General features: G+C 72.0%; 19 protein-coding genes and 1 pseudogene. 6 read left to right on the top strand and 14 right to left on the bottom strand.

The features are described from left to right. Positions 1 to 111: 111 nt before the first annotated feature. The 5 genes from OHA91_RS25240 to OHA91_RS25220 all read right to left on the bottom strand — a co-directional run bounded on the left by OHA91_RS25240 (position 112) and on the right by OHA91_RS25220 (position 6,000). A complete protein-coding gene (locus OHA91_RS25240; protein WP_031145772.1) occupies positions 112 to 933 on the bottom strand; it encodes an isoprenyl transferase in 822 nt (273 codons plus the stop codon). An 11-nt stretch (positions 934 to 944) separates the two neighbouring features. Beyond that, positions 945 to 1,691 (bottom strand): DNA repair protein RecO, encoded by a 747-nt coding sequence (gene recO / locus OHA91_RS25235; protein ID WP_030649778.1) that lies wholly within the window; start codon positions 1,689 to 1,691, stop codon positions 945 to 947. A gap of 51 nt (positions 1,692 to 1,742) precedes the next feature. Then, positions 1,743 to 3,038 carry a phospholipase D-like domain-containing protein gene (locus OHA91_RS25230; RefSeq protein ID WP_328740068.1) on the bottom strand — a complete coding sequence of 432 codons (1,296 nt, stop codon included), beginning with the start codon at positions 3,036 to 3,038 and terminating at the stop codon, positions 1,743 to 1,745. Positions 3,039 to 3,225: 187 nt separating this feature from the next. Continuing rightward, positions 3,226 to 4,767 (bottom strand): nucleobase:cation symporter-2 family protein, encoded by a 1,542-nt coding sequence (locus OHA91_RS25225; RefSeq protein ID WP_266501361.1) that lies wholly within the window; start codon positions 4,765 to 4,767, stop codon positions 3,226 to 3,228. 537 nt (positions 4,768 to 5,304) lie between these two features. After that, a complete protein-coding gene (locus OHA91_RS25220; protein WP_031145766.1) occupies positions 5,305 to 6,000 on the bottom strand; it encodes a TerB family tellurite resistance protein in 696 nt (231 codons plus the stop codon). Positions 6,001 to 6,150: 150 nt separating this feature from the next. Here OHA91_RS25220 and OHA91_RS25215 point away from each other — a divergent pair, with 150 nt between their 5' ends. Continuing rightward, positions 6,151 to 6,909 carry an SDR family NAD(P)-dependent oxidoreductase gene (locus OHA91_RS25215; RefSeq protein WP_031145764.1) on the top strand — a complete coding sequence of 253 codons (759 nt, stop codon included), beginning with the start codon at positions 6,151 to 6,153 and terminating at the stop codon, positions 6,907 to 6,909. Positions 6,910 to 6,998: 89 nt separating this feature from the next. On the opposite strand, the gene leuA is transcribed toward OHA91_RS25215, so the two are convergent. Then, on the bottom strand, positions 6,999 to 8,762 hold the full coding sequence (gene leuA, locus OHA91_RS25210) for a 2-isopropylmalate synthase (RefSeq protein WP_031145762.1): 1,764 nt from the start codon (positions 8,760 to 8,762) through the stop codon (positions 6,999 to 7,001). A gap of 405 nt (positions 8,763 to 9,167) precedes the next feature. Here leuA and OHA91_RS25205 point away from each other — a divergent pair, with 405 nt between their 5' ends. The 4 genes from OHA91_RS25205 (at position 9,168) to OHA91_RS25190 (ending at position 12,144) form a co-directional block, all read left to right on the top strand. Further along, positions 9,168 to 10,241, top strand: coding sequence for a M4 family metallopeptidase (locus tag OHA91_RS25205; RefSeq protein ID WP_328740067.1), 1,074 nt, complete (start codon positions 9,168 to 9,170; stop codon positions 10,239 to 10,241). 9 nt (positions 10,242 to 10,250) lie between these two features. Beyond that, positions 10,251 to 10,520, top strand: coding sequence for a protealysin inhibitor emfourin (locus OHA91_RS25200; protein ID WP_030840943.1), 270 nt, complete (start codon positions 10,251 to 10,253; stop codon positions 10,518 to 10,520). A gap of 27 nt (positions 10,521 to 10,547) precedes the next feature. Continuing rightward, entirely contained in the window at positions 10,548 to 11,372 is an 825-nt protein-coding gene (locus OHA91_RS25195; protein WP_266501347.1) for a GNAT family N-acetyltransferase, read from the top strand. Between the two features lie 91 nt (positions 11,373 to 11,463). Further along, positions 11,464 to 12,144: a class I SAM-dependent methyltransferase gene (locus OHA91_RS25190; protein ID WP_031145756.1), complete on the top strand. Its 681-nt coding sequence runs from the start codon at positions 11,464 to 11,466 to the stop codon at positions 12,142 to 12,144. A gap of 46 nt (positions 12,145 to 12,190) precedes the next feature. On the opposite strand, the gene era is transcribed toward OHA91_RS25190, so the two are convergent. The 4 genes and pseudogenes from era to OHA91_RS25170 all read right to left on the bottom strand — a co-directional run bounded on the left by era (position 12,191) and on the right by OHA91_RS25170 (position 16,550). Further along, complete coding sequence (gene era, locus OHA91_RS25185) at positions 12,191 to 13,141, bottom strand: GTPase Era (protein ID WP_031145754.1); 951 nt, start codon at positions 13,139 to 13,141, stop codon at positions 12,191 to 12,193. Positions 13,142 to 13,636: 495 nt separating this feature from the next. Next, positions 13,637 to 14,110: pseudogene (locus tag OHA91_RS25180) on the bottom strand (WxL protein peptidoglycan domain-containing protein); the annotation flags it as partial. Beyond that, positions 14,107 to 15,399, bottom strand: a complete 1,293-nt coding sequence (locus OHA91_RS25175) for a WxL domain-containing protein (RefSeq protein WP_328740066.1) — start codon at positions 15,397 to 15,399, stop codon at positions 14,107 to 14,109. The pseudogene OHA91_RS25180 and the gene OHA91_RS25175, both read right to left, overlap by 4 nt. Before the next feature lie 116 nt (positions 15,400 to 15,515). Continuing rightward, positions 15,516 to 16,550: a GlxA family transcriptional regulator gene (locus OHA91_RS25170; RefSeq protein WP_037631390.1), complete on the bottom strand. Its 1,035-nt coding sequence runs from the start codon at positions 16,548 to 16,550 to the stop codon at positions 15,516 to 15,518. A 71-nt stretch (positions 16,551 to 16,621) separates the two neighbouring features. On the opposite strand from OHA91_RS25170, the gene OHA91_RS25165 reads away from it, so the two are divergent. Beyond that, positions 16,622 to 17,899 (top strand): MFS transporter, encoded by a 1,278-nt coding sequence (locus tag OHA91_RS25165; RefSeq protein WP_328740065.1) that lies wholly within the window; start codon positions 16,622 to 16,624, stop codon positions 17,897 to 17,899. 236 nt (positions 17,900 to 18,135) lie between these two features. Here the strand turns inward: OHA91_RS25165 and OHA91_RS25160 are convergent, their stop codons facing one another. The 4 genes from OHA91_RS25160 to ybeY all read right to left on the bottom strand — a co-directional run bounded on the left by OHA91_RS25160 (position 18,136) and on the right by ybeY (position 20,724). After that, positions 18,136 to 18,492 carry a cytidine deaminase gene (locus tag OHA91_RS25160; RefSeq protein ID WP_031145746.1) on the bottom strand — a complete coding sequence of 119 codons (357 nt, stop codon included), beginning with the start codon at positions 18,490 to 18,492 and terminating at the stop codon, positions 18,136 to 18,138. Positions 18,493 to 18,575: 83 nt separating this feature from the next. Next, positions 18,576 to 18,929, bottom strand: a complete 354-nt coding sequence (locus OHA91_RS25155) for an MmcQ/YjbR family DNA-binding protein (RefSeq protein WP_031145744.1) — start codon at positions 18,927 to 18,929, stop codon at positions 18,576 to 18,578. Continuing rightward, positions 18,926 to 20,230 (bottom strand): hemolysin family protein, encoded by a 1,305-nt coding sequence (locus OHA91_RS25150; protein WP_031145742.1) that lies wholly within the window; start codon positions 20,228 to 20,230, stop codon positions 18,926 to 18,928. Before OHA91_RS25150 ends, OHA91_RS25155 begins: the two co-directional genes overlap by 4 nt. Continuing rightward, the gene (gene ybeY / locus OHA91_RS25145) at positions 20,227 to 20,724 is read right to left on the bottom strand and encodes an rRNA maturation RNase YbeY (protein ID WP_031145740.1); all 498 of its coding nucleotides are present in this window, start codon (positions 20,722 to 20,724) and stop codon (positions 20,227 to 20,229) included. Before ybeY ends, OHA91_RS25150 begins: the two co-directional genes overlap by 4 nt. Positions 20,725 to 20,726 lie beyond the last annotated feature (2 nt).

The following is a 20,726-nucleotide window of genomic DNA, read 5'->3' as shown; positions in this document are numbered from 1 at the left end:
GGGCAGAGCCTAGTGCTGTGGCCGGGAAGGTTTGCCGTGCCGGGCGTCGTGACCCGGTGAACCTCTCCGGTCACAGCACTGGGGGGTGCAGGACACCCCCTGACGCCGGGGTCAGCCCGTGGAGCCCTCGGGCTGGTTGGGGACGGCGCCGCCGAAGCGGCGGTCGCGCTGGGCGTACTCCAGGCACGCGGCCCAGAGGTTGCGCCGGTCGAAGTCCGGCCACAGCACGTCCTGGAAGACCATCTCGGCGTACGCGCTCTGCCAGAGCAGGTAGTTGGACGTGCGCTGCTCGCCGCTCGGGCGCAGGAACAGGTCCACGTCCGGCATGTCCGGGTAGTAGATGTACTTGGCGAAGGTCTTCTCGTTGACCTTCGACGGGTCCAGCCTGCCCGCCGCCACGTCGCGCGCGATGGCCTGCGCCGCGTCGGCGATCTCCGCGCGGCCGCCGTAGTTCACGCAGAAGTACAGGGTCATGGCGTCGTTGTCGACGGTCTGCTCCTGCGCGACCTGGAGCTCCTGGACGACCGACTTCCACATCTTCGGCATGCGGCCGACCCAGCGGATGCGGATGCCCAGCTCGTTCATCTCGTCGCGGCGGCGCCGGATGACGTCGCGGTTGAAGTTCATCAGGAAGCGGACCTCGTCGGGCGAGCGCTTCCAGTTCTCCGTCGAGAAGGCGTACAGGGAGAGGTTCTTGACGCCCATCTCCAGACAGCCCTTGAGCACGTCGAGCACGACGCCCTCGCCGACCTTGTGCCCCTCGGTGCGCGGCAGGCCGCGCTCCTTGGCCCAGCGGCCGTTGCCGTCCATGACGACCGCGACGTGGTTCGGGATCAGCTCGCCGGGGATCTTCGGCGGGACCGCACCGGAGGGGTGCGGCTCGGGAACCTTGTACTCCCGGCGAGAGCGTCCCAGAATCCCGCGTCGTGCCATGTGCCCAGCTCCTATTTCTCGACGTATCGCAGGGAGCGTAGCCCGCGCTCCAGATGCCAGTGCAAATAGGCGGAGACCAGCCCGCTGCCCTCCCGCACGTGACGCGCCTCACACGCGTCGGCATGCCCCCAGTCGCCCGTCAGCAGCGCGCTGAGCAGGGCGATGGCCTCCGACGAGGGTACGACGCTGCCGGGCACCCGGCAGTCCCCGCATATGACCCCGCCCGCAGCGACGGAGAAGTGCCGGTTGGGGCCGTGGATCCCGCACTTCGCGCAGTCCTCGAAGCTGGGCGCGTAGCCGTTGACGGCGAGCGAGCGCAGCAGGAAGGCGTCCAGGATGAGGTGGGGTTCGTGTTCGCCGCGCGAGAGCGTGCGCAGGGCTCCCACCAGCAGCAGGTACTGCTGCACGGAGGGCTCGCCCTCGTTCTCGGTGAACCGCTCGGCGGTCTCCAGCATGGCGGTGCCGGCGGTGTAGCGGGCGTAGTCGGTGACGATGCCGTTGCCGTACGGGGCGATGATCTCGGTCTGGGTGCAGAGCGGGAGGCTGCGGCCGACCAGTTCGCTGCCGCGGGCGAAGAACTGCACGTCGGCATGGGAGAAAGGTTCCAGCCGGGCGCCGAACTTGGACTTCGTGCGCCGCACCCCGCGGGCGACGGCCCGCACCCTGCCGTGGCCCCGGGTCAGCAGCGTGATGATGCGGTCCGCCTCACCCAGCTTCTGGGTGCGCAGCACGATGCCGTCGTCGCGGAACAGACTCATGCGCCCATTGTCCCGCACCGGGGGCGGGACAATGGGGCCGGGGACGGGCGGTCAGAAGTGCACGGCCTCGGGCGGTCCGCAGATGCCCGTCTTGGCTCCCGTACCGCTGAGCACGTCGTCGAAGTTGTTCTCGAACTGCTGGTACACCGTGCGGTCGGAGATCTTCAGGAGCGTGTCGTCGTGACCGCGCAGGGTCGGGACGGTGTAGTTGGCGCTGCCCGTGAAGACGAGGGCGGTGTCGTCCACGTCGCCGTACGCGCCCTCGATGAGCAGGTACTTCGAGTGCAGGCCCACGCCCTGGCCGGGCTGGTTCGGGGAGTCGGCCACGCAGGCGGCCTGGGCGCTGAGCTTGCGGACCTTGCCGCCGTCGAGGGCGCGGAGCACGTCGCCGCTGACGGAGTTGCCCTCGTCGGTCTTGGTGTAGCCGTTGTAGAAGACGTAGACGTGGCAGCCCTGGTCGCGCAGCGAGGCCAGCTTCTTGGCCACTTCCTCGCGGGTGAAGGCGAACATGGCGACACGGATCTTGGTGCCCCCCTCTGGCAGGCACCTGACGTTGTCGAGCACCGAGACCACGGTGTCGGTGGACGTCTCCGTCACGGAAGCGCCCTTCTCCTCGCGAGGGAAGAAGAACGTCTCGTAGGGGCCGTCCTGGCGGGTCTTGTAGTAGTGCGTGAGGCCGGCGCCCTGTCCGTGGCCCACCAGCTCCTGGTGGTACTTGCGGTAGGTGGAGTAGAGGCCGGCGTGCGGGATGACGACGGCGTTGTTGTACAGGTTGTTGCGCTGGCTCTCGGTGAGGTTCGCGGAGGACTGGTAGACCACGTTCTCCGCACCGGCGACCTTGCTGAACAGGAAGAACTTGTTGTGGTTGATCGGTGCGCTGTTCAGGCCCGCGCGGGTGCCGATGCAGCCCCGGCCGGCCGGGCAGCTGAAGAGGTAGGAGCCGGCGGCCGTGCTGGTGCCGAGTGCCTCGCGCAGCCTGGGGACCTGGGAGTCCTTCTGGTCCAGCGCCTTGGCGTCGACGATCATCCTGACCTTGACGCCGCGGGCGGCGGCGCGGATCAGGGCGGTGGCGGCGGGCTCGTCGTTGAACAGGAACACGGAGCCGCTGATCTCGGAGCCGGTCTCCGCCCGCTGGATCAGGTCGACGAGTTCGTTGCGCACGGCGTCGCGCTTGCCCGCGTCCGTAGACATCGGGTCGTTGAAGACCGCCGCCGCCTGGGTGGGGACTTTGTACGCCGGGTTGCGGAGGGGGTCCTCGGCGGCTCCCGCACCACTTGTGGTGAGCAGGGCGGCCAGGCCGGCCAGGGCGGTTGCGGCCGCGGTGCGGCCGAGTGCGCGCATGCGCATGTACGGGTCCGTTCGTCCGGGAAGGGAAGGTGCTGGCTTCGTGGGCTCCGGGTGGAGCGAAGATGATCTTAAGAAGCCGGCGCCGCTGCGCCGTAACGGTTTTCGCGGACGGGGACCTGCGCAGGGACAGCGACGACCCCTCGCCCGGACCGGGGTCCGGGCGAGGGGTCATCGCCCCTTGGGAGGGTCAGGGAGCGGACGGGGACGGCGAGGGGTCGGCGTCGTCCGCCTTCTCGGCTGCGGGGGCGGGGGCGGCGGCCTGGGCCGGCACCGCCGCGGGGACCTCGGCGGCGGTGGCGCCAATACCGGGCGCCGTGTCGGCCTCGGCCTCGGCGAGGGCCCGGGCCCCTGCCGCCGGGACGTCGTGGGCGTTGTCCTTCGCCGGGCCGTTGAAGATGAGGTTGAGCACGATGGCGGCCGTGGCACCGAGGGTGACACCGCTGTTGAGCAGCGAGGACAGGTCCGCGTCCATGTGCTTGGTGAAGAAGACCGGGACGGTCGCCGGGAGCAGGGCGAAGGCGAGGGAGACGCCGACGATCAGCGCGTTCCTCTCCTCCTTGAGGTCCACCTTGCCCAGGGTCTGGATACCGGCCAGGGCGACCATGGCGAACATGACGGTCGCGGCGCCGCCGAGGACTCCGTGCGGGACGGCGGCGACGATCGCGGCGGCCTTGGGCAGCATGCCGAGGATGATCATGAAGACACCGGCGGCGACGACCACGAACCGGCTCTTCACCTTCGTCATCCGCACCAGGCCGACGTTCTCGGCGAAGGCGACGTACGGGAAGGAGTTGAGGACACCGCCGAGGGCGGTGGCGGCGCCGTCGGCGCGCAGGGCGCGGGCCACGGTCTCGCTGTCGACCTCCTTGCCGACGATGTCGCCGACGGCGTAGGTGTCACCGGTCGTCTCGACCATGGTGATCAGCATGACGATGAGCATCAGGACGATCGGGAACCACTCGAACTTCGGGACGCCGAAGTGGAAGGGGGTGGTGACGCCGATCCAGTCGGACTTGCTCACGTCGCCGAACTTCGCGTCGCCGAGGAGGAAGGCGACCCCGGTGCCGACGACCAGGCCGAGGAGGATCGCGATGCTGGACAGGAACGGCCTGCCGAGCTTCATCAGGATCAGGATGAAGAGCATCGTGCCGCCGGCGTAGGCGAAGTTCTTCGGCTCGCCGAAGTCGGGGCTGCCGAGGCCGCCGGCCGCGTCGTTGAGGCCGACCGGGATCAGGACGATGCCCAGGACGGTGATCACCGTGCCGGTGACGACGGGCGGGAAGAGCCGCATCACCATCCGGAACGCCTTGGCGGGCAGCCAGGCGAAGGCGAAGGTGGCGATACCGGCGGTGATGACCGCGCCGTAGATGACCAGCAGGGCGGCCGTTCCGCCGCCCGCGCCGAGGCCGATGGCGATCATCGGGGACACGGCGGTGAAGGTGACGCCCTGGATCAGCGGCAGTCGCGCGCCGATCCGGCCGATGCCCCAGGCCTGGATGATCGACGCGATACCGCAGGTGAAGAGGTCCGCGTTGATCAGGTAGACCAGCTGTTCAGGGCTCAGCTTGAGCGCGCTGCCCACGATGATCGGAACGATCACCGCACCGGCGTAGAAGGCGAGTACGTGCTGGAAGCCGTACAGCGCGAGCTTGGGGACGGGGAGCACCTCGTCGACCGGGTGCGTGCTCTGCTTTCCTTCGGTGGAAAGCCGGGCGGCGACACGTGCCATCTCAGCCTTGCCCTTCAAGGTAGGTAAGTGAGAGGAGATCTGGTTATCCCTGGGCGAAGTGGGTCGTTAACCCGTTGGTTCGCCAGGGTTTTCAGTACGTTCACGTGGGTCGAAGTCCCGCTGTGCGGGGCGGCGGCTTCTCGGCGTGTGACCGGAATTGAACGCCTGTGGGAGGCCTCACAGATATCGTCGACTTCTACAAACTGTTGACTCTCCCTGGCTCCAGATCTGTAGATTTCTCCAGTGGTGGAGGATCCGCCGCAGGGGTATGAGCCGGACCTTCCGGCGGAGGGCGTTCCAGCCGCGCGAGTGCGAGGAGCACCCGCTGTGAGCTGCCACGACACACTTTGCGGTGCTTCGGTGACGCAAAAAAGAAGGGCCCGTTCCGCCACCCTCGCGGGCGGCCCGAACGGGCCCGGAGCTGTCGACTCCGCTGTTCACAAAGTGTTCACCAGGCGAGATTTCGGCCTCCGTGAGGCCGGATCGTTACGTCGGATCGAGGAGTTCCGGACGGTTCCGGCGCCGCTGAGGCAGCGTTCAGGGCGCGCGCACCGCCGACAGCAGCCGAGCCACCTCGTCCGCGCCGATCCGCAGCGCCGATCCGACGGTCGCGAGCACCTCGCGCTCGGCCGGGATGTAGGGGCCGTCCGCGAGGGCGATCCGGGCGCCCTGGAGCAGGATCGATTCGCGGCCCGGGCCGGCCAGGTGCGGGGCGAGCGGCTCCAGGGCCTCGTGGAGCTCTATCGACAGCGCCGCCCCGCAGCACTCCGGGATGTCGTACAGCCCGAGCCGGCCCTCGTCCGAGGACAGCGCCTCCACGAGGGACTCCAGCTGCTCCTCGGTGCAGTCCTGGAAGCCGGCGGCCCGTACGGCGCACACGGCGGCCTCCAGCGCGCTGCGCGAGGCCGTCCCGCCCGCCGTGAGCACCGCGAGCGCCACGGTGTGCACGGCGTCCCGCAGGAGCGCGGTGAACCGGGTGGTGGTGAGGTGGTCGAGGACGTCGGTGCCGAACCGCTCGCGGCAGCCCTGGCACTCGACGACGGGTCCCGCCTGCCCGCGCGGCAGCAGCGGCACCCCGAGGACGGTGAACCGGCGGCGGCCGGTGCGCCTGCGGTAGTTGCGGTCCCCACCGCAGTCCGGGCAGAAGAACTCCCCGTCACCCACGGTGCTCCAGGTGGTACGGATGCCCCAGACCGTCAGCTTCCGGCCGTCCCCACCCCGAACTGGCAGCACGTCGCACCTCCGTGGTCGTCCGGCAGCATCGCCGGGTTGGCGTGATGTTAGCCACATCGGTGAGGATGCGTCAGTCGTGCGACAAGACAACATGTCCCGCACGCGGGACTTGGCCGATCTGCACCCCCGGTTCCGCTTAGGGTCTGCCGCATGAACGAGAAGTCGTGTCTGGTGACCGGGGCCGCGAGCGGGATCGGCCGGGCCACCGCCGTGCTGCTCGCCCGCTCCGGAGCCCGGGTGACCGCGGCCGATATCAATGGCCCCGGGGTGGAGGCGCTGCGTACGGATCTGGCCGCCGAGGGCCACTCGATCACCGTGGTGGGCGGTGACGTCTCCGATCCGGACGACAACCGGGCGATGGTCGCCGCCGCGGTGGAGGCCTACGGACGCCTCGACGTCGCCGTGGCCAACGCCGGGGTGCTCCCTCTTTCGGATGTACGCGAGACCACCGCGCAGGACTGGGACCACGTCATGGCGGTCGACGGCCGCGGGATGTTCCTCACGTGCAAGTACGCCATCGAGGCGATGACCGCGCAGCCGCGGCCGGGCGGGGCGCTGGTCTGCGTTTCCTCGATCTCGGGCGTGGCCGGGCAGGCGCGCCAGGCGGCGTACGGACCCGCGAAGTTCGTCGCGTCGGGGCTGACCAAGCACCTCGCGGTCGAGTGGGCGGCGCACGGGATCCGCGTCAACGCGGTGGCTCCCGGAACGATCCGAACGGAGCGGGTGATCGCGCTGCAGGACGAGCCGGGCGGGCCGGAGTACCTGGCGGAGGTCAGGGGGGCGCACCCGATGGGGCGGCTCGGCGAGCCGGAGGAGGTGGCCCGGGTCATCGCCTTCCTCGCCTCGGACGCGGCCTCGTTCGTGACGGGCGTGGTCCTGCCGGTGGACGGCGGCTACCTGGCCCGCTGACGCGCCCCGTCGCCCGGAGCCCCCGAAAGGCCCGGGTGCGACGGGACCCCGCTCCTCCGGACGGAGGAGCGGGGTCCACGTGCGAGTGGTCAGCGGCCCGCGCGGTTGACGGCGGAGATGACCGCCTTCAGGGAGGCGCGGGTGGTGTTGGCGTCGATGCCGATACCCCACAGGACGCGGCCGTCGATCGCGCACTCGATGTAGGAGGCGGCCACGGCGGACGCGCCCTCGCTCATGGTGTGCTCGGTGTAGTCCAGCAGGCGGGCGTCGACGCCGATGCCGGCCAGCGCGTCGAAGAAGGCGGAGATCGGGCCGTTGCCGGTGCCGTTCAGGACCGTCTCCACGCCGTCCACGACCGCTTCGACGGTCAGCGTGTCGGTGCCGTCCTTGTCGGTGGCCGTCGAGCCGGAGCGCAGCTGGATGCGGCCCCACGGGTTCTCCGGGTTCGGCAGGTACTCGTCGGAGAAGACGTCCCAGATCGCCTTCGGCGTGACCTCGCCGCCCTCGGCGTCGGTCTTGGCCTGGATGATCCGCGAGAACTCGATCTGCATGCGGCGCGGCAGGTCCAGCTTGTGGTCGTTCTTCAGGACGTACGCGATGCCGCCCTTGCCGGACTGCGAGTTGACCCGGATGACCGCCTCGTAGGAGCGGCCGACGTCCTTGGGGTCGATGGGCAGGTACGGGACCGCCCACTCGATGTCGTCGACGGTCTTGCCCCGGGCGGCCGCGTCGGCCTCCATGGCGTCGAAGCCCTTCTTGATGGCGTCCTGGTGGGAGCCGGAGAAGGCGGTGTAGACCAGGTCGCCCGCGTAGGGGTGGCGCGGGTGGACCTCCATCTGGTTGCAGTACTCGCTGGTGCGGCGGATCTCGTCGATCTGCGAGAAGTCGATCTGCGGGTCGATGCCCTGGGAGAACAGGTTCATGCCCAGCGTGATCAGGTCGACGTTGCCGGTGCGCTCGCCCTGCCCGAACAGGCAGCCCTCGATGCGGTCGGCGCCGGCCATCAGGGCCAGCTCGGCGGCGGCGACGGCGGTGCCGCGGTCGTTGTGCGGGTGCACGGAGATGCAGATGTGCTCGCGGCGGGTCAGGTTGCGGGCCATCCACTCGAAGCGGTCCGCGTGGGTGGACGGCGTCGAGCGCTCCACGGTGGCGGGCAGGTTCAGGATGATCTCGCGGCCCTCGGACGGCTGCCAGACGTCACAGACGGCCTCGCAGACCTCCAGGGCGAAGTCCAGCTCGGTGTCGGTGAAGATCTCCGGGCTGTACTGGTAGCCGAAGGTGGTCTCCGGGCCCAGCAGCTTCTCGGCGTACTCCATGACCAGGCGGGTGCCGTCGACGGCGATCTGCTTGATCTGCTCCTTGGAGCCGCGGAAGACGACCCGGCGGAAGGTCGGTGCGGTCGCGTTGTACAGGTGCACGGTGGCGCGCTTGGCGCCGACCAGGGACTCGACGGTCCGCTCGATCAGGTCCTCGCGGGCCTGGGTCAGTACGGAGATGGTGACGTCGTCCGGAATCGCGCCCTCTTCGATGATGGAGCGCACGAAGGCGAAGTCGGTCTCGCCGGAGGACGGGAAGCCGACCTCGATCTCCTTGTAGCCCATGCGCACCAGCAGGTCGAACATCTCGCGCTTGCGGGCGGGGGTCATGGGGTCGATCAGCGACTGGTTGCCGTCCCGCAGGTCGGTGGACAGCCAGCGGGGGGCCTTGGTGACGCGGGCGCCGGGCCAGGTGCGGTCCGGGATGTCCACCTGTTCGTACTGTCCGTACTTGTGGATCGGCATCCCGGAGGGCTTCTGGGTGTGGGTCGCGTTCGTGATGGGCGTGGGGCGACCGACAAAAGGCTGCTGGCTCATGGCGTTGGGCTCCTCGCGTGTCCGCGGTAGTTCGCTGGGACGGCCGACGGCGGTAGTGAAAACCGCAACACCAAACTCCGCGGGGAGGGGGCCGGCCTACGACTACAGACCCTCGCCGCGGCAGCTAAGGAGAAGCAGCCCGAAACGCATGATGGGCCGAGCCTAGCCGAGCCGCGCCGTAACGCGAGGACCTGTTTCAGTATGCAAGACCCGCGCGTCCGATTTGCACCAAATGTGAGCCAAGCCTCGTTCCCCCGCCCAGGTCGGGGCGATCCCCCGAAAGCTCCGCGTTCCGGCCGTGCGATGACACCAGGCACGTTTCTGCAGTGGGGGGAGGTGACACAACCGAATGAATCATGGTTGCAGCTAGTGACACCGAAGTGACTCGGTGCGACATTGCCGGGCATGGATGCCTCCCACGCTCACCGCCACCCCGTCTTCTGCACGGTCGTGCCGCCGCACCTCCTCGACAAGGCCGCCCTGTCCGGGGACGCCCGGCGCGCCGACCTCGCCCAGCGCACCCTCGAACGCGACTCCCTGCTGCGCACCCGGCGCCGGGTCACCGCCGTACGCGGGATCGTGCCCGCCCTCGCCGCACCGGCGGGCGACGATCCGCAACGGACGATCTTCGACGCCCAGCACCGTACGCAGCTGCCGGGGACTAAGGTCCGCGCGGAGGGCGGCCCGACCAGCAAGGACGCCACCGTGAACCGCGCCTACGCGGGGCTCGGGGCGACGTACGAACTGTTCCTGAAGGGCTTCGGGCGCCGCTCGATCGACGATTCCGGACTCCCTCTGGACGCCACCGTCCACTACGGCGAGGACTACAACAACGCCTTCTGGGACGGCCGGCAGATGGTCTTCGGCGACGGCGACGGGGACCTCTTCCTCGACTTCACCGTGTCGGTGGACGTCATCGGGCACGAGCTGACCCACGGCGTCACCCAGTACACGGCGAACCTGCGCTACCGCGGCCAGTCGGGCGCCCTGAACGAGTCGATGTCCGACGTCTTCGGCTCCCTGATCAAGCAGTACTCGCTGGAGCAGACGGCCGACCAGGCCGACTGGCTGATCGGGGCCGGCCTCCTCGGCCCCAACGTGACCGGGGTCGCGCTGCGCTCGATGAAGGCGCCGGGCACCGCGTACGACGACGACGAGCTCGGCAAGGACCCGCAGCCGGCCACCATGGACGACTACGTGAACACCCACAGCGACAACGGCGGTGTCCACATCAACTCCGGCATCCCCAACCACGCCTTCTACATCGCGGCGACCGAGCTCGGCGGCAAGGCCTGGGAGCGGGCCGGACAGATCTGGTACGACACCCTGACCGGCGGGGACCTCACCCCGAAGGCCGACTTCTCCGACTTCGCCCGGCTCTCCACGGCGGCCGCCGCCACCCGGTACGGGGACGGCGGGGCGGAGCACCAGGCACTCCAGAAGGCGTGGTCGGCCGTGGGCGTACCCGTAGCGGGGTAGAGCACTCCCATGCGGATCCTGGTGGTACGGACGGGCGGCTTCGCGGGCATCGAGCGACGGGCCGAGGTGGACACCTCGGGCCTGCCGGACGAGGACGAGTGGCGGGCCCTGGCCCAGCTCGCGCTGCGGCCCGGTCCGCCGGGCGACCCGGCGGACCGGGTGCGGGACGGCTTCTCGTACCGGATCACGGTGGACGGGCGGACGGTCTCCTGCGCCGAGCCGCGCCTGTCGGAGGCCCAACGGGCCCTGATCTCCCGCGTCCTGAAAGAAGGTGCCTGAGCACCGGCCCTTTGCTTGGATGGCCGGATGACCAATCCCATGATCGATTCGACGCTGTCCGAGCTGGAGCGGTACTACGACACGGTGCCGCGGGTGGGCGGCGCCCGGGCCGAGGACTTCGGGCCCCTGACCCTGTTCGTCCAGGAGGGCGCGGGCTGGCCGTACTACGCGCGCCCCGCGCTCGGCGGCTCCGACGCGACCGCCGCCGACGTGGAGCGGGTGCTCGCCCGCCAGCGCGAGCTCGGCGTGCCCGAGGCCTTCGAGTGGGTCGCCGAGACCAGCCCCGCGCTGCGCGCCGCGGTGGAGGAGGCGGGCCTCCACGTCCACGCGCACCCGCTGATGGTGCTGGAGGCCGCAGAGGAGCTGCCCCCGCACCCGGAGGTACGGCTGCTCGACGCCGAGGACCCCCTGCTGGCCGCCGCGCTGACGGTCCCGGCGCTGGCCTTCGCCGAACCGGGGACCGCGGTGGGCGAGGCCGGGCCGGCGGAACTGTCCGCCGCGCTGGCGGACCCGTCGGTGGAGGCCCGCCGGGCGAGCGTCTCGGCGAAGCTCGCGGCGGGCACCTCGGGCATGGCCGCGGCCGTCCGCGACGGCGTGGTGCTGTGCTCGGGCATGTTCAACCCGGTCGCGGACGTCGCCGAGGTCGTGGGCGTCGGCACCCTCCCGTCCGCCCGCCGCCAGGGCCTGGCCCTCGGGGTCACCGCGGCCCTCGTCGCGCAGGCCCGCGCACAGGGCGCGCGTACGGTCTTCCTCTCGGCGGGCGACGAAGACGTGGCCCGGATCTACGGCCGCGCCGGCTTCCACCGGGTGGGCACGGCCCTGATCGCGGAGCCGCCGGCGGCCGGCGAGTAACGGATTTGCCGGGACGGCAACAATGTTTGCCGGCGGGGGCGGGGCGGGCGCAGCATCGGGGGCACGAAGACCCCGAGCGGAAGAGGCTCCCATGCCCGAGCACGACCACGCGCACGCGCACGAGAACGCGCACGAGAACGAGAACGCCCCCGTCGCCGGCGGCGCGGAGTTCTGGGACGGGCGCTACAGCGAGAGCACGCGCATCTGGAGCGGCAACCCGAACGCCCTCCTGGTCCGCGAGGCCGAGGACCTCGCCCCCGGCCGGGCGCTCGACCTCGGCTGCGGGGAGGGCGCCGACACCGTCTGGCTGGCCCGTCGCGGGTGGCGGGTCACCGCCACCGACATCTCGAAGGTGGCCCTCGGCCGGGCGGCCGAGCACGCCGCCGACGCCGGGGTCGCCGAGCTCGTCGACTGGCAGCAGCACGACTTCTCGCAGTCGTTCCCCGAGGGGGAGTTCGACCTCGTCTCGGCGTGCTTCCTGCACAGCTACGGGGACTTCCCGCGCGAGCGGATCCTGCGCCGGGCCGCCGCCGCGGTGGCACCCGGCGGGACCCTCCTCGTGGTGGGCCACGCGGGAGGGCCGTCGTGGAACCCGGAGGCCCTCGCGGACATCCACTTCCCGACCCCGGAGGAGGTCCTCGCGCAGCTGGAACTGCCGGAGGGCGGCTGGGAGGTCCTGACCGCGGCGGAGCACGTCCAGGCCATGACCGACCCCGAGGGCCGGCCCGGGACCCGCCCCGACAACGCGCTGAAGGTCCGGCGCCTCGTCTAGAGCGCGTCCGAGGCCGTGCCCGGGGGCGGGCCCGAGCGGCGGGCGGTCAGAAGCCGAGCTTGCGCAGCTGCTTGGGGTCCCGCTGCCAGTCCTTGGCGACCTTCACGTGGAGGTCGAGGAAGACGGGGGTCCCGAGCAGCGCCTCGATGTGCTTGCGCGACTTCATCCCGACCTCCTTCAGGCGGGAGCCCTTCGGGCCGATGATGATGCCCTTCTGGCTCGGCCGCTCGATGTAGACGTTGGCGTGGATGTCGAGCAGCGGGCGGTCCGCCGGACGGTTCTCGCGCGGGATCATCTCCTCGACGACCACGGCGATGGAGTGCGGCAGCTCGTCCCGTACGCCTTCCAGCGCGGCCTCGCGGATCAGCTCCGCGACCATGACCATCTCGGGCTCGTCGGTGAGGTCGCCCTCGGGGTAGAGCGGCGGGCTCTCCGGCAGCAGGGGCGCGATCAGGTCGGCCAGCAGCTGGACCTGGCTGTCGCCGACCGCCGAGACGGGGACGATCTCGGCCCACTCGAAGCCCAGCTCCTCGGCGAGCTGGTGGACGGCGATGAGCTGCTCGCCCACCACCTTCGACTCGACGAGGTCGGTCTTGGTGATGATGGCGATCTTGGGGGTCTTCTTGATCCCCGCGAGCTCCTTGGCGATGAACTTGTCGCCGGGGCCGAGCTTCTGGTCGGCCGGCAGGCAGAAGCCGATGACGTCGACCTCGGCCCAGGTGGTGCGCACGATGTCGTTGAGGCGCTCGCCGAGCAGGGTGCGCGGCTTGTGCAGACCGGGCGTGTCGACGAGGACGAGCTGCGCGTCGGGGCGGTGCACGATGCCGCGGACGGTGTGGCGGGTGGTCTGCGGCCGGTTGGAGGTGATCGCGACCTTGGTGCCCACGAGTGCGTTGGTGAGGGTCGACTTGCCGGCGTTGGGACGGCCGACGAAGCAGGCGAAGCCCGCACGGTGCGGGGCGGTGGACTCGGGGGAACGATCGCTCATACGGGCCATTCTCCCCGATGCGGCTCCCAGCGCCGACCAGACCAGCGCGGTGAGGGCCAGCAGAGTCGTCAGCGGCGGGTGCGCGGCGTAGGCGGCACGCCCCTGAGCTGTGGTTCCGTCGGACCGCGCGCGCACCGTCACCCGGGTCCATTCCGCGGCGGGCGGGCCGTCCCAGCGGGCCCGCAGGCGCACTTCCTGACCCGGCAGCAGTTCGGCGGGCAGCCCGGTGAGCCCGCGTTCGAGCAGCCGGCGGCCGAGCGCTCCGGAGGCGCTGAGGGTGGCCCGGGGCCGGAGGGTGAGGTTGCCGGTGTTGTGGAGCGTGTACGAGACCTCCGCAGCGGCGCCGCGCCGGTGCACGGTGACGTCCCGGACGGCCAGGGCGGGCGCGGTGGGGCCGGTCACCCGCAGGTACAGCCGCGCGGCAACCGCCTGCTGCACCCCGATCCCCCGGGCGTCGGCCGTTGCGGCGGCGGGTCGTTCTTCGAGGGCCACGACGGCGCCGGGGTGGTCGCCCGGTTCCGCGCGGTCGGGGACGGCCAGGGTGAAGCCGACGCGGACCGTGCCCCCGGCGGGGACGGTCACCCGCTCCCGGTCGAGCTTCGTCCACGCGGCGGCGGCCCGGCGCGGCTCGTCGGGCCCGCGCAGGGCGAAGCCGCCGTCGCGGGCGGTGTTGTAGGCGTCGGCGGCGTAGAGGCGGAAGGTGCGGGGGCCGTCGGTCCGGTTGGTGACGGTGACGGCGTCGGCGACGCTCTGGCCGGGCGCGGCGGCGAGGTAGAAGTACGGGCGCCGGCCCACGGTGTTCGCGGCGGGCAGGACGGACCACTGGCCGCCGTCCGCCGATGCCGTCCCGGCGGGCAGCAGTACGAGGCCCAGCGCGGCCGGGGCCGCCGCGAGGAGCGCGGCGGGCCGGACCCCGCGCCTCGAACTCCCCCGGCCACCGCTGGGAGGTGCCCCCTTACGGGGCGGGATCAAGGTCACGACAAGGTCAGCGTGAGGACCGCCGTGTAGGCGCCCGGCGGGGTGTACGGCGGCACGTGCAGGGTGACGGCGGCGTCGATCGTGAAGGTGCCGCCGACCAGCGGGGCGTCCGGGGTGGAGGCCAGGAGGGCGCCTTCCGGGCCGACGACGCCCGCACTGCCCGGCGTACAGCGGCTCTGGCTGCCGGAGGCCGCCACGCACGACGGGGTCCAGGACAGGGACGCGCCCGGGATGCGGATCCCGCCCGGTCCGGTGAAGTCGGTGACCTTGCCGGTCAGGGACCAGCCGGCCGGGCCGCCGCGGGCGTCGGTGACGGTCACGGTGCCGATCCGGCCGGGGGCGGCGCCTCCGTCGCCGTACGGGACCGCGCCGAGGGTGATGGCCTCGCCCGCCTGGGTCATGCCGAGCGCGCCCGGCTCGACGGTGGCGGTGACCTTCTGGGTGCCGGACGCCGGCGGGGCGGCGTCGACGACCGTGTACGCGGCCGGGCCGGAGCCCTGCCGCGCGGACCAGGCCGCGCCCTGGTAGGCGACCACAGCGGTGGTGGCCCGGTCCGTGACCGGCAGCTCCACGGCGGCCGTGCCCAGGCCGTCGGCGGTGGCGCTCACCCGGTCGGCGGTCTCGGCGGCGCCCGCTCGCCCGGCGACGGTCACGGCGGCGCCCGGGGGGAAGCCGGCGGCGGTGACCCGGACCTTGGCTCCGGGCTTTCCGTGGGCGGCGGCGAGGAAGACGCTGCGCAGGTTGGCCGTGGGCAGTTCGGCGGCGGTGAGGCGGGCGGAGACGGGTGCGGCGGCCGGGGCGGCGGCGGTGCAGGAGGTGTCGAGGCCGAGCAGGTGGGCGGTGTGCAGGGTGTAGGCGCCCGGGGCCAGGGTGATCTCGCCGGGCGCGGTGACGGTGAAGGTGCCGGTCATGGTGGCGACGGGGAGGGGCGCGCCGGCCGGGACGGGGTCGTTGCGCTTGGCGCCGACGACGGTGACCTCGCCGCTCTGGGCGCCCGCCAGGACGATCCGGCCGGTCGGGGTGAGCGTGTCGGCGGGGAGTTCGCCGCCGAGCGGGTTCAGGGCCGGGGTCCTGACCACCTGGTAGGTCACGGTGACGGTGTCGCCGACCCGGGGTGCCGGGTCGTCCACGGTGATCCGGGCGGTGGTCTGCCCGTCGGCGGGCGGGATTCCGGCTTCCTGGGGCGCCAGGCACTGTGTGGGGAAGTCCACCTGTCCGGGGGGCGTCTCGCCCTCTGCCGCGGCGGGTGCGCCGAGGGCGCCCCCGGCCGTGGCCGCGAGTGCGGCCATGCCGACGGCTGCCGACCATCTCCGGTTCCGCGCCCGTGTTCGCACTGCCCGCCCCCTGGGTTCCCTCGCGCCGAGCCCCGCGCAGGGGGCCATTCACGAGCGGGCGGCGGGAGAAGTCAATGCACGGGCCCGGCAGCAACTGATGGTCCATCAGGAGATGGGAGCGTGGCACCGCCTCCCCCCGTGGCCCGGAACGTACGCCGGTAGGCCGTCGGGCTCACCCCCAGTGCCGCCTGCACGTGCTTGCGCAGGGACTGGGCCGTCCCGAAGCCGCTCTCCCGTGCGACCTGTTCCATCGACAGCTCCGTCTGCTCCAGCAGCCGCCGCGCCCGCTCCACCCGCCGGCCGGTGATCCACTGGCCCGGGCTGATGCCCGCCTCCTCGCGGAAGCGGCGCGTGAAGGTCCGTACCGACATGGCCTCCTGCCGGGCCATGTCGGTGAGCCGGAGCGGCTCGTGCAGCCGGTCCAGCACCCAGGCGCGGGCCGCCGTGGTGGTGGCGAGCTGCGGCTCCGGCACCGGGCGGTCGACGAACTGCGCCTGCCCGCCCTCGCGGTGGGGCGGTACGACGGTCCGCCGGGCGGCCTCGTTCGCGACGGCCGCACCGTGGTCGCGGCGCACGATGTGCAGGCACAGGTCGATCCCGGCGGCGACGCCCGCCGAGGTCAGCACGTCCCCGTCGTCGGTGTAGAGCACGTCGGGGTCCACCTTCACGGCGGGGAAGAGCCGTTGGAAGTGCTCGGCGGAGGCCCAGTGGGTGGTGGCCCGCCGGCCGTCCAGGTAGCCGGCGGCGGCCAGCACGTAGCCGCCCGTACAGATGGAGACGAGCCGGGTGCCGGGCCGGATGTGCGCGAGGGCCGCGGCGAGCTCGTCGCCCAGCCTGCCCTCCTCGTGGACCGGCCCCAGCTCGTACGAGGCAGGCACGACCACCGTGTCGGCGGTGGCGAGCAGCTCGGGGCCCTGAGCGACCTGGATGGCGAAGTCGGCGTCCGTGGGAACCGGGCCGGGGGCCAGACCGCACGTGAGGATCTCGTACAGCGGCCGCCCGGCCCTGTCCTTGGCGCGGCCGAAGATCCTGTGGGGGATGCCCAGCTCGAAGGGCAGCAGCCCCGGGAGGGCCAGGACGACGACGCGGTGCGGCGCAGGTTCCATGGCCCGATCGTATCGAAGCATGACAGTCAGGCCACTGTCGTACGGTGTCCCGCCGGCCCGAGGCTTCTCGCGTGACCCAGACAGCCCCCGCCCCCGGCACCCTTCCCGCCCCCTCCCCGCGGAGGGCCGGACGCGTCCACCGCGCCTGGTACGTCGCCGCCGTCGCCTTCGTGACGATCATCGGCGCCGCCGGTTTCGCCTCCCTGCCCGGACTGCTCATCGAGCCGCTGCACGAGGAGTTCGACTGGTCGCGCGGCACCATCGGGGTGGCCGTCTCCGTGAACCTGGCCCTCTACGGGATCACCGCGCCCTTCGCCGCGGCGCTGATGGACCGGTTCGGCATCCGCCGGGTCGTGGCGGTGGCCCTGACCGTCATCGCGGGCGGTGCGGTGGCCACGGTGTGGATGACCGAGCCCTGGCAGCTGGTGCTGTGCTGGGGCGTCCTGGTGGGGCTGGGCAGCGGCTCGATGGCCCTTGCCTTCGCCGCGACGGTGACGGGCCGCTGGTTCACCGCCCGGCGCGGCCTGGTCACCGGCATCCTGACCGCCGCCGGGGCCTCGGGGCAGCTGGTCTTCCTGCCGCTGCTGGCGTGGCTGGTGGACCGCCACGGCTGGCGCCCGGCGACGGTGACGGTCGCCGTGGCCGCGCTGGCCGTCGTGCCGTTCGTCTGGCTGCTGCTGCGCGACCACCCCGCGGACGTGGGGCTCGCGCCGTACGGCGGCACCTACGCGCCCAAGCCCGCCCCGGCCGCGGGTGCGGCCGGGCGGGCGCTGAAGGTCCTCGCCGACGCGGCCCGGACCGGCCCGTTCTGGCTCCTCGCGGGCACCTTCGCGATCTGCGGGGCCTCGACGAACGGGCTGGTGCGGACGCACTTCGTGCCGGCGGCGCACGACCACGGCATGCCGGTGACGGCGGCCGCCGGGCTGCTGGCGGTGATCGGCGTCTTCGACGTGGTCGGCACGATCGCCTCGGGCTGGTTCACGGACCGCTTCGAGTCCCGGCGGCTGCTGGCCGTCTACTACGCCCTGCGCGGGGTGTCGCTGCTGTTCCTGCCGATCCTGCTGGCGCCGTCGGTGCGGCCGCCGCTGGTCTTCTTCATCGTCTTCTACGGCCTGGACTGGGTCGCGACCGTCCCCCCGACGATCGCCCTGTGCCGCGAGCACTACGGGGACGACGGCGCGATCGTCTTCGGCTGGGTGCTCGCCTCGCACCAGATCGGTGCGGCGGTGGTGGCCTTCCTGGGCGGCCTGGCCCGGGACCTCACGGGCTCGTACGACGTGGTCTGGTACGCCTCGGGCGGCCTGTGCGCGATGGCGGCCCTGATGGCGATGGTCATCCGCCGCCGTTAGCCTCCCGGCCGGGGCAGCCGATTCCCGGGCAGGCGCGGGCCCGCGATTGCGGCCTCGCCAGGGGCACCTCCCGGCGGTAGCCGGGGGAGTTTGAGGGGCGGGGCCGGGCGGAGCCGGGTTCCCTGGGGCTTCCGCCCCGGACCCCGCGCCTCAAACGCCGGCGGGGCTGGATGTGCGCTGCCGAGGCCGGGCGGGGCCGGGGCGGCGATCCCGCCGGGGCTACTGGCCCGCCGGGGCTACTGGCCCGCCGGGGTCGTGGACTTCAGGGAGCCGTCCGGGGCGGCCAGGAGGACCGGGGTGTCCGGGCCGCCGAGGTCGCGGACGGCCGCGCGGTCGGCCTCGGCCGGGGCGTCGGCCGCGCTCACGACGGCGGCGGCCTCCAGCGACCGGGCCCCGCTGGCCACGGCCATCGCGACCGCGGCCTGCAGCGCGCTCAGCTTCAGGGAGTCGAGCTCCACCGTCCCCGCGACGTACGTCCGGCCCGTCTCGTCCCGCACCGCCGCCCCCTCGGGCACCCCGTTGCGGGCACGGGCGCTGCGCGCCAGCGTGATGATCTTGCTGTCCTCGGGGTCGATCCCGGTGCTCTCCGTCATGGTCGAAAGCATAGGGAGCGCCGCTGCCCGGCCGTGCAACGACCCCGCCGCGGCCCGGCGCAGGGCCCGGCCACGCCCAGGCCTCAGGGCCGGTCGAGCTTCAGCCGCTCCGCCCGCGGCAGCCCCGCCACCACCAGGTCGTAGGAGTCCTCGACGAGCTCGCGCAGCATCGCGTCGGGGATCCCGCCAACGGTCACCGTGTTCCAGTGCCGCTTGTTCATGTGATAGCCCGGCGCGATCGCCTCGTGCTCCTCGCGCAGCCGTACCGCCAGCTCCGGCTCGCACTTGAGGTTGACCTTCAGCGGCTCGGCATCCAGCGCGCTGAGCGCGAACATCTTCCCCTTCACCTTGAACACCGAGGTCTCCGGGGTGAAGGGGAACTCCTCCACCGCCGCGTTGAAGCCCAGGCAGAACTCCCGCAACTGCGCCGGGGTCATTCCCCCTCCTCCCCCGCGGCCTCCGCCGCGGCCACCGGTTCGACCAGCACCGTCACGATCTTGTTCCGCCGGCCCGCCGGCGACTCGGCCGTCAGCCGCAGCGGACGCCCGTCGGGCAGTTCCACCAGCGCCGAGGCGCCCGCGATCGGCACCCGGCCCAGCGCCTTCGCCAGCAGTCCGCCGACCGTCTCGACGTCCTCGTCGTCGAAGGCCTCGACCTTGAACAGCTCACCGAGGTCGGTGATGTCCAGGCGCGCCGTGACCCGGTAGCGGTCCTCGCCCAGGTCCTCGACCGGCGGGAGCTCCCGGTCGTACTCGTCCGTGATCTCGCCGACGATCTCCTCGAGGATGTCCTCGATGGTGACGATGCCGGCCGTGCCGCCGTACTCGTCGATCACGACGGCCACGTGGTTGCGCACCTGCTGCATCTCGCGCAGCAGATCGCCCGCGTTCTTGGTGTCCGGCACGAAGACGGCCGGCCGCATCGCCGTCGACACCAGGTCGGCCTCGGACTCCCGGTTGACGTGCGTCTTGCGGACGAGGTCCTTCAGGTAGACGATCCCGACGATGTCGTCCTCGTTCTCCCCGGTGACCGGGATGCGCGAGAAACCGGACCGCAGGGCGAGCGTGGTCGCCTGGCGGACCGTCTTGTAGCGCTCGATGCAGACCAGGTCGGTGCGCGGCACCATCACCTCGCGCACGAGGGTGTCGCCGAGCTCGAAGACCTGGTGCACCATCCGGCGCTCGTCGTCCTCGATGAGCGATTCCTTCTCGGCGAGGTCGACCATCGCCCGCAGCTCGGCCTCGGAGGCGAAGGGGCCCTTGCGGAAGCCCTTCCCGGGGGTGAGGGCGTTGCCGATGAGGATCAGCAGCTGCGGGATCGGCCCCATGATCCTGGCGAGCGGTACGAGGACGTACGCGGCCGCCGTCGCCGTGTTCAGCGGGTGCTGGCGGCCGATCGTACGCGGGGAGACGCCCACGGCGACGAAGGAGACCAGCACCATCACGGCGATTGCCACGAGCAGCGCGGTCCAGTTCTCGCCGAACTCGTCGAGGCAGACGTAGGTGACGAGGACCCCGGCCGCCATCTCGCAGGTGACCCGGACCAGCAGCGCCACGTTGAGGTAGCGGGTGGGGTCGCCGGCGACCTGGGCGAGCTTCTCGCTGCCGCGCCTGCCCTCCCGTACGGCCTGCTCGGCGCGGAAGATCGAGATGCGGGCGATGCCCGACTCCGCGCACGCCGCGAACCAGGCCACGACCACCAGCAGCACCGCGCCGGTGATCAGTTGCGGGGCGCTCACGAGACGGTGGGAGCCGGGGACGGGCCGGTCAGCCCGCGCTCACCGCGCCAGCCGTCCACGATGGCCGCCTGGAGGCCGAACATCTCGGCCTTCTCGTCCGGCTCCTCGTGGTCGTACCCGAGCAGGTGCAGCACCCCGTGGACGGTCAGGAGCTGGAGCTCCTCGTCCATGGAGTGCTGCGTCGGGGCTTCCTCGCCCTGCTTCTTCGCGACCTCGGGGCAGAGCACGATGTCGCCGAGGAGCCCCTGCGGGGGCTCCTCTTCGTCCTTCCCCGGCGGACGGAGCTCGTCCATCGGGAAGGACATGACGTCGGTCGGGCCGGGCAGGTCCATCCACTGGATGTGGAGCTGCTCCATCGCGTCCTCGTCGATGACGATGACGGAGAGCTCCGAGAGCGGGTGGATCCGCATCCGGGCGAGCGCGTAACGGGCGATGTCGAGGATCGCCTGCTCGTCGACCTCGGTTCCGGACTCGTTGTTGACGTCGATCGACATGG

The sequence above is a fragment of the Streptomyces erythrochromogenes genome, assembly GCF_036170895.1.
Lineage (GTDB): Bacteria > Actinomycetota > Actinomycetes > Streptomycetales > Streptomycetaceae > Streptomyces > Streptomyces erythrochromogenes.
This window is presented reverse-complemented; position numbering and strand designations above follow the sequence as displayed.

Excerpts from the sequence above, each read along its gene's own strand:
- OHA91_RS25200 (WP_030840943.1), top strand. The coding sequence starts at position 10,251 with ATGCGGATCCTGGTGGTACGGACGGGCGGCTTCGCGGGCATCGAGCGA.
- OHA91_RS25230 (WP_328740068.1), bottom strand. The coding sequence starts at position 3,038 with ATGCGCATGCGCGCACTCGGCCGCACCGCGGCCGCAACCGCCCTGGCC.
- OHA91_RS25225 (WP_266501361.1), bottom strand. The coding sequence starts at position 4,767 with ATGGCACGTGTCGCCGCCCGGCTTTCCACCGAAGGAAAGCAGAGCACG.
- OHA91_RS25155 (WP_031145744.1), bottom strand. The coding sequence starts at position 18,929 with ATGACCCCGGCGCAGTTGCGGGAGTTCTGCCTGGGCTTCAACGCGGCG.
- OHA91_RS25215 (WP_031145764.1), top strand. The coding sequence starts at position 6,151 with ATGAACGAGAAGTCGTGTCTGGTGACCGGGGCCGCGAGCGGGATCGGC.
- OHA91_RS25160 (WP_031145746.1), bottom strand. The coding sequence starts at position 18,492 with ATGACGGAGAGCACCGGGATCGACCCCGAGGACAGCAAGATCATCACG.
- OHA91_RS25170 (WP_037631390.1), bottom strand. The coding sequence starts at position 16,550 with ATGGAACCTGCGCCGCACCGCGTCGTCGTCCTGGCCCTCCCGGGGCTG.
- era (WP_031145754.1), bottom strand. The coding sequence starts at position 13,141 with ATGGCCCGTATGAGCGATCGTTCCCCCGAGTCCACCGCCCCGCACCGT.
- OHA91_RS25175 (WP_328740066.1), bottom strand. The coding sequence starts at position 15,399 with ATGGCCGCACTCGCGGCCACGGCCGGGGGCGCCCTCGGCGCACCCGCC.
- OHA91_RS25195 (WP_266501347.1), top strand. The coding sequence starts at position 10,548 with ATGACCAATCCCATGATCGATTCGACGCTGTCCGAGCTGGAGCGGTAC.
- OHA91_RS25205 (WP_328740067.1), top strand. The coding sequence starts at position 9,168 with ATGGATGCCTCCCACGCTCACCGCCACCCCGTCTTCTGCACGGTCGTG.
- OHA91_RS25190 (WP_031145756.1), top strand. The coding sequence starts at position 11,464 with ATGCCCGAGCACGACCACGCGCACGCGCACGAGAACGCGCACGAGAAC.
- recO (WP_030649778.1), bottom strand. The coding sequence starts at position 1,691 with ATGAGTCTGTTCCGCGACGACGGCATCGTGCTGCGCACCCAGAAGCTG.
- leuA (WP_031145762.1), bottom strand. The coding sequence starts at position 8,762 with ATGAGCCAGCAGCCTTTTGTCGGTCGCCCCACGCCCATCACGAACGCG.
- ybeY (WP_031145740.1), bottom strand. The coding sequence starts at position 20,724 with ATGTCGATCGACGTCAACAACGAGTCCGGAACCGAGGTCGACGAGCAG.
- OHA91_RS25240 (WP_031145772.1), bottom strand. The coding sequence starts at position 933 with ATGGCACGACGCGGGATTCTGGGACGCTCTCGCCGGGAGTACAAGGTT.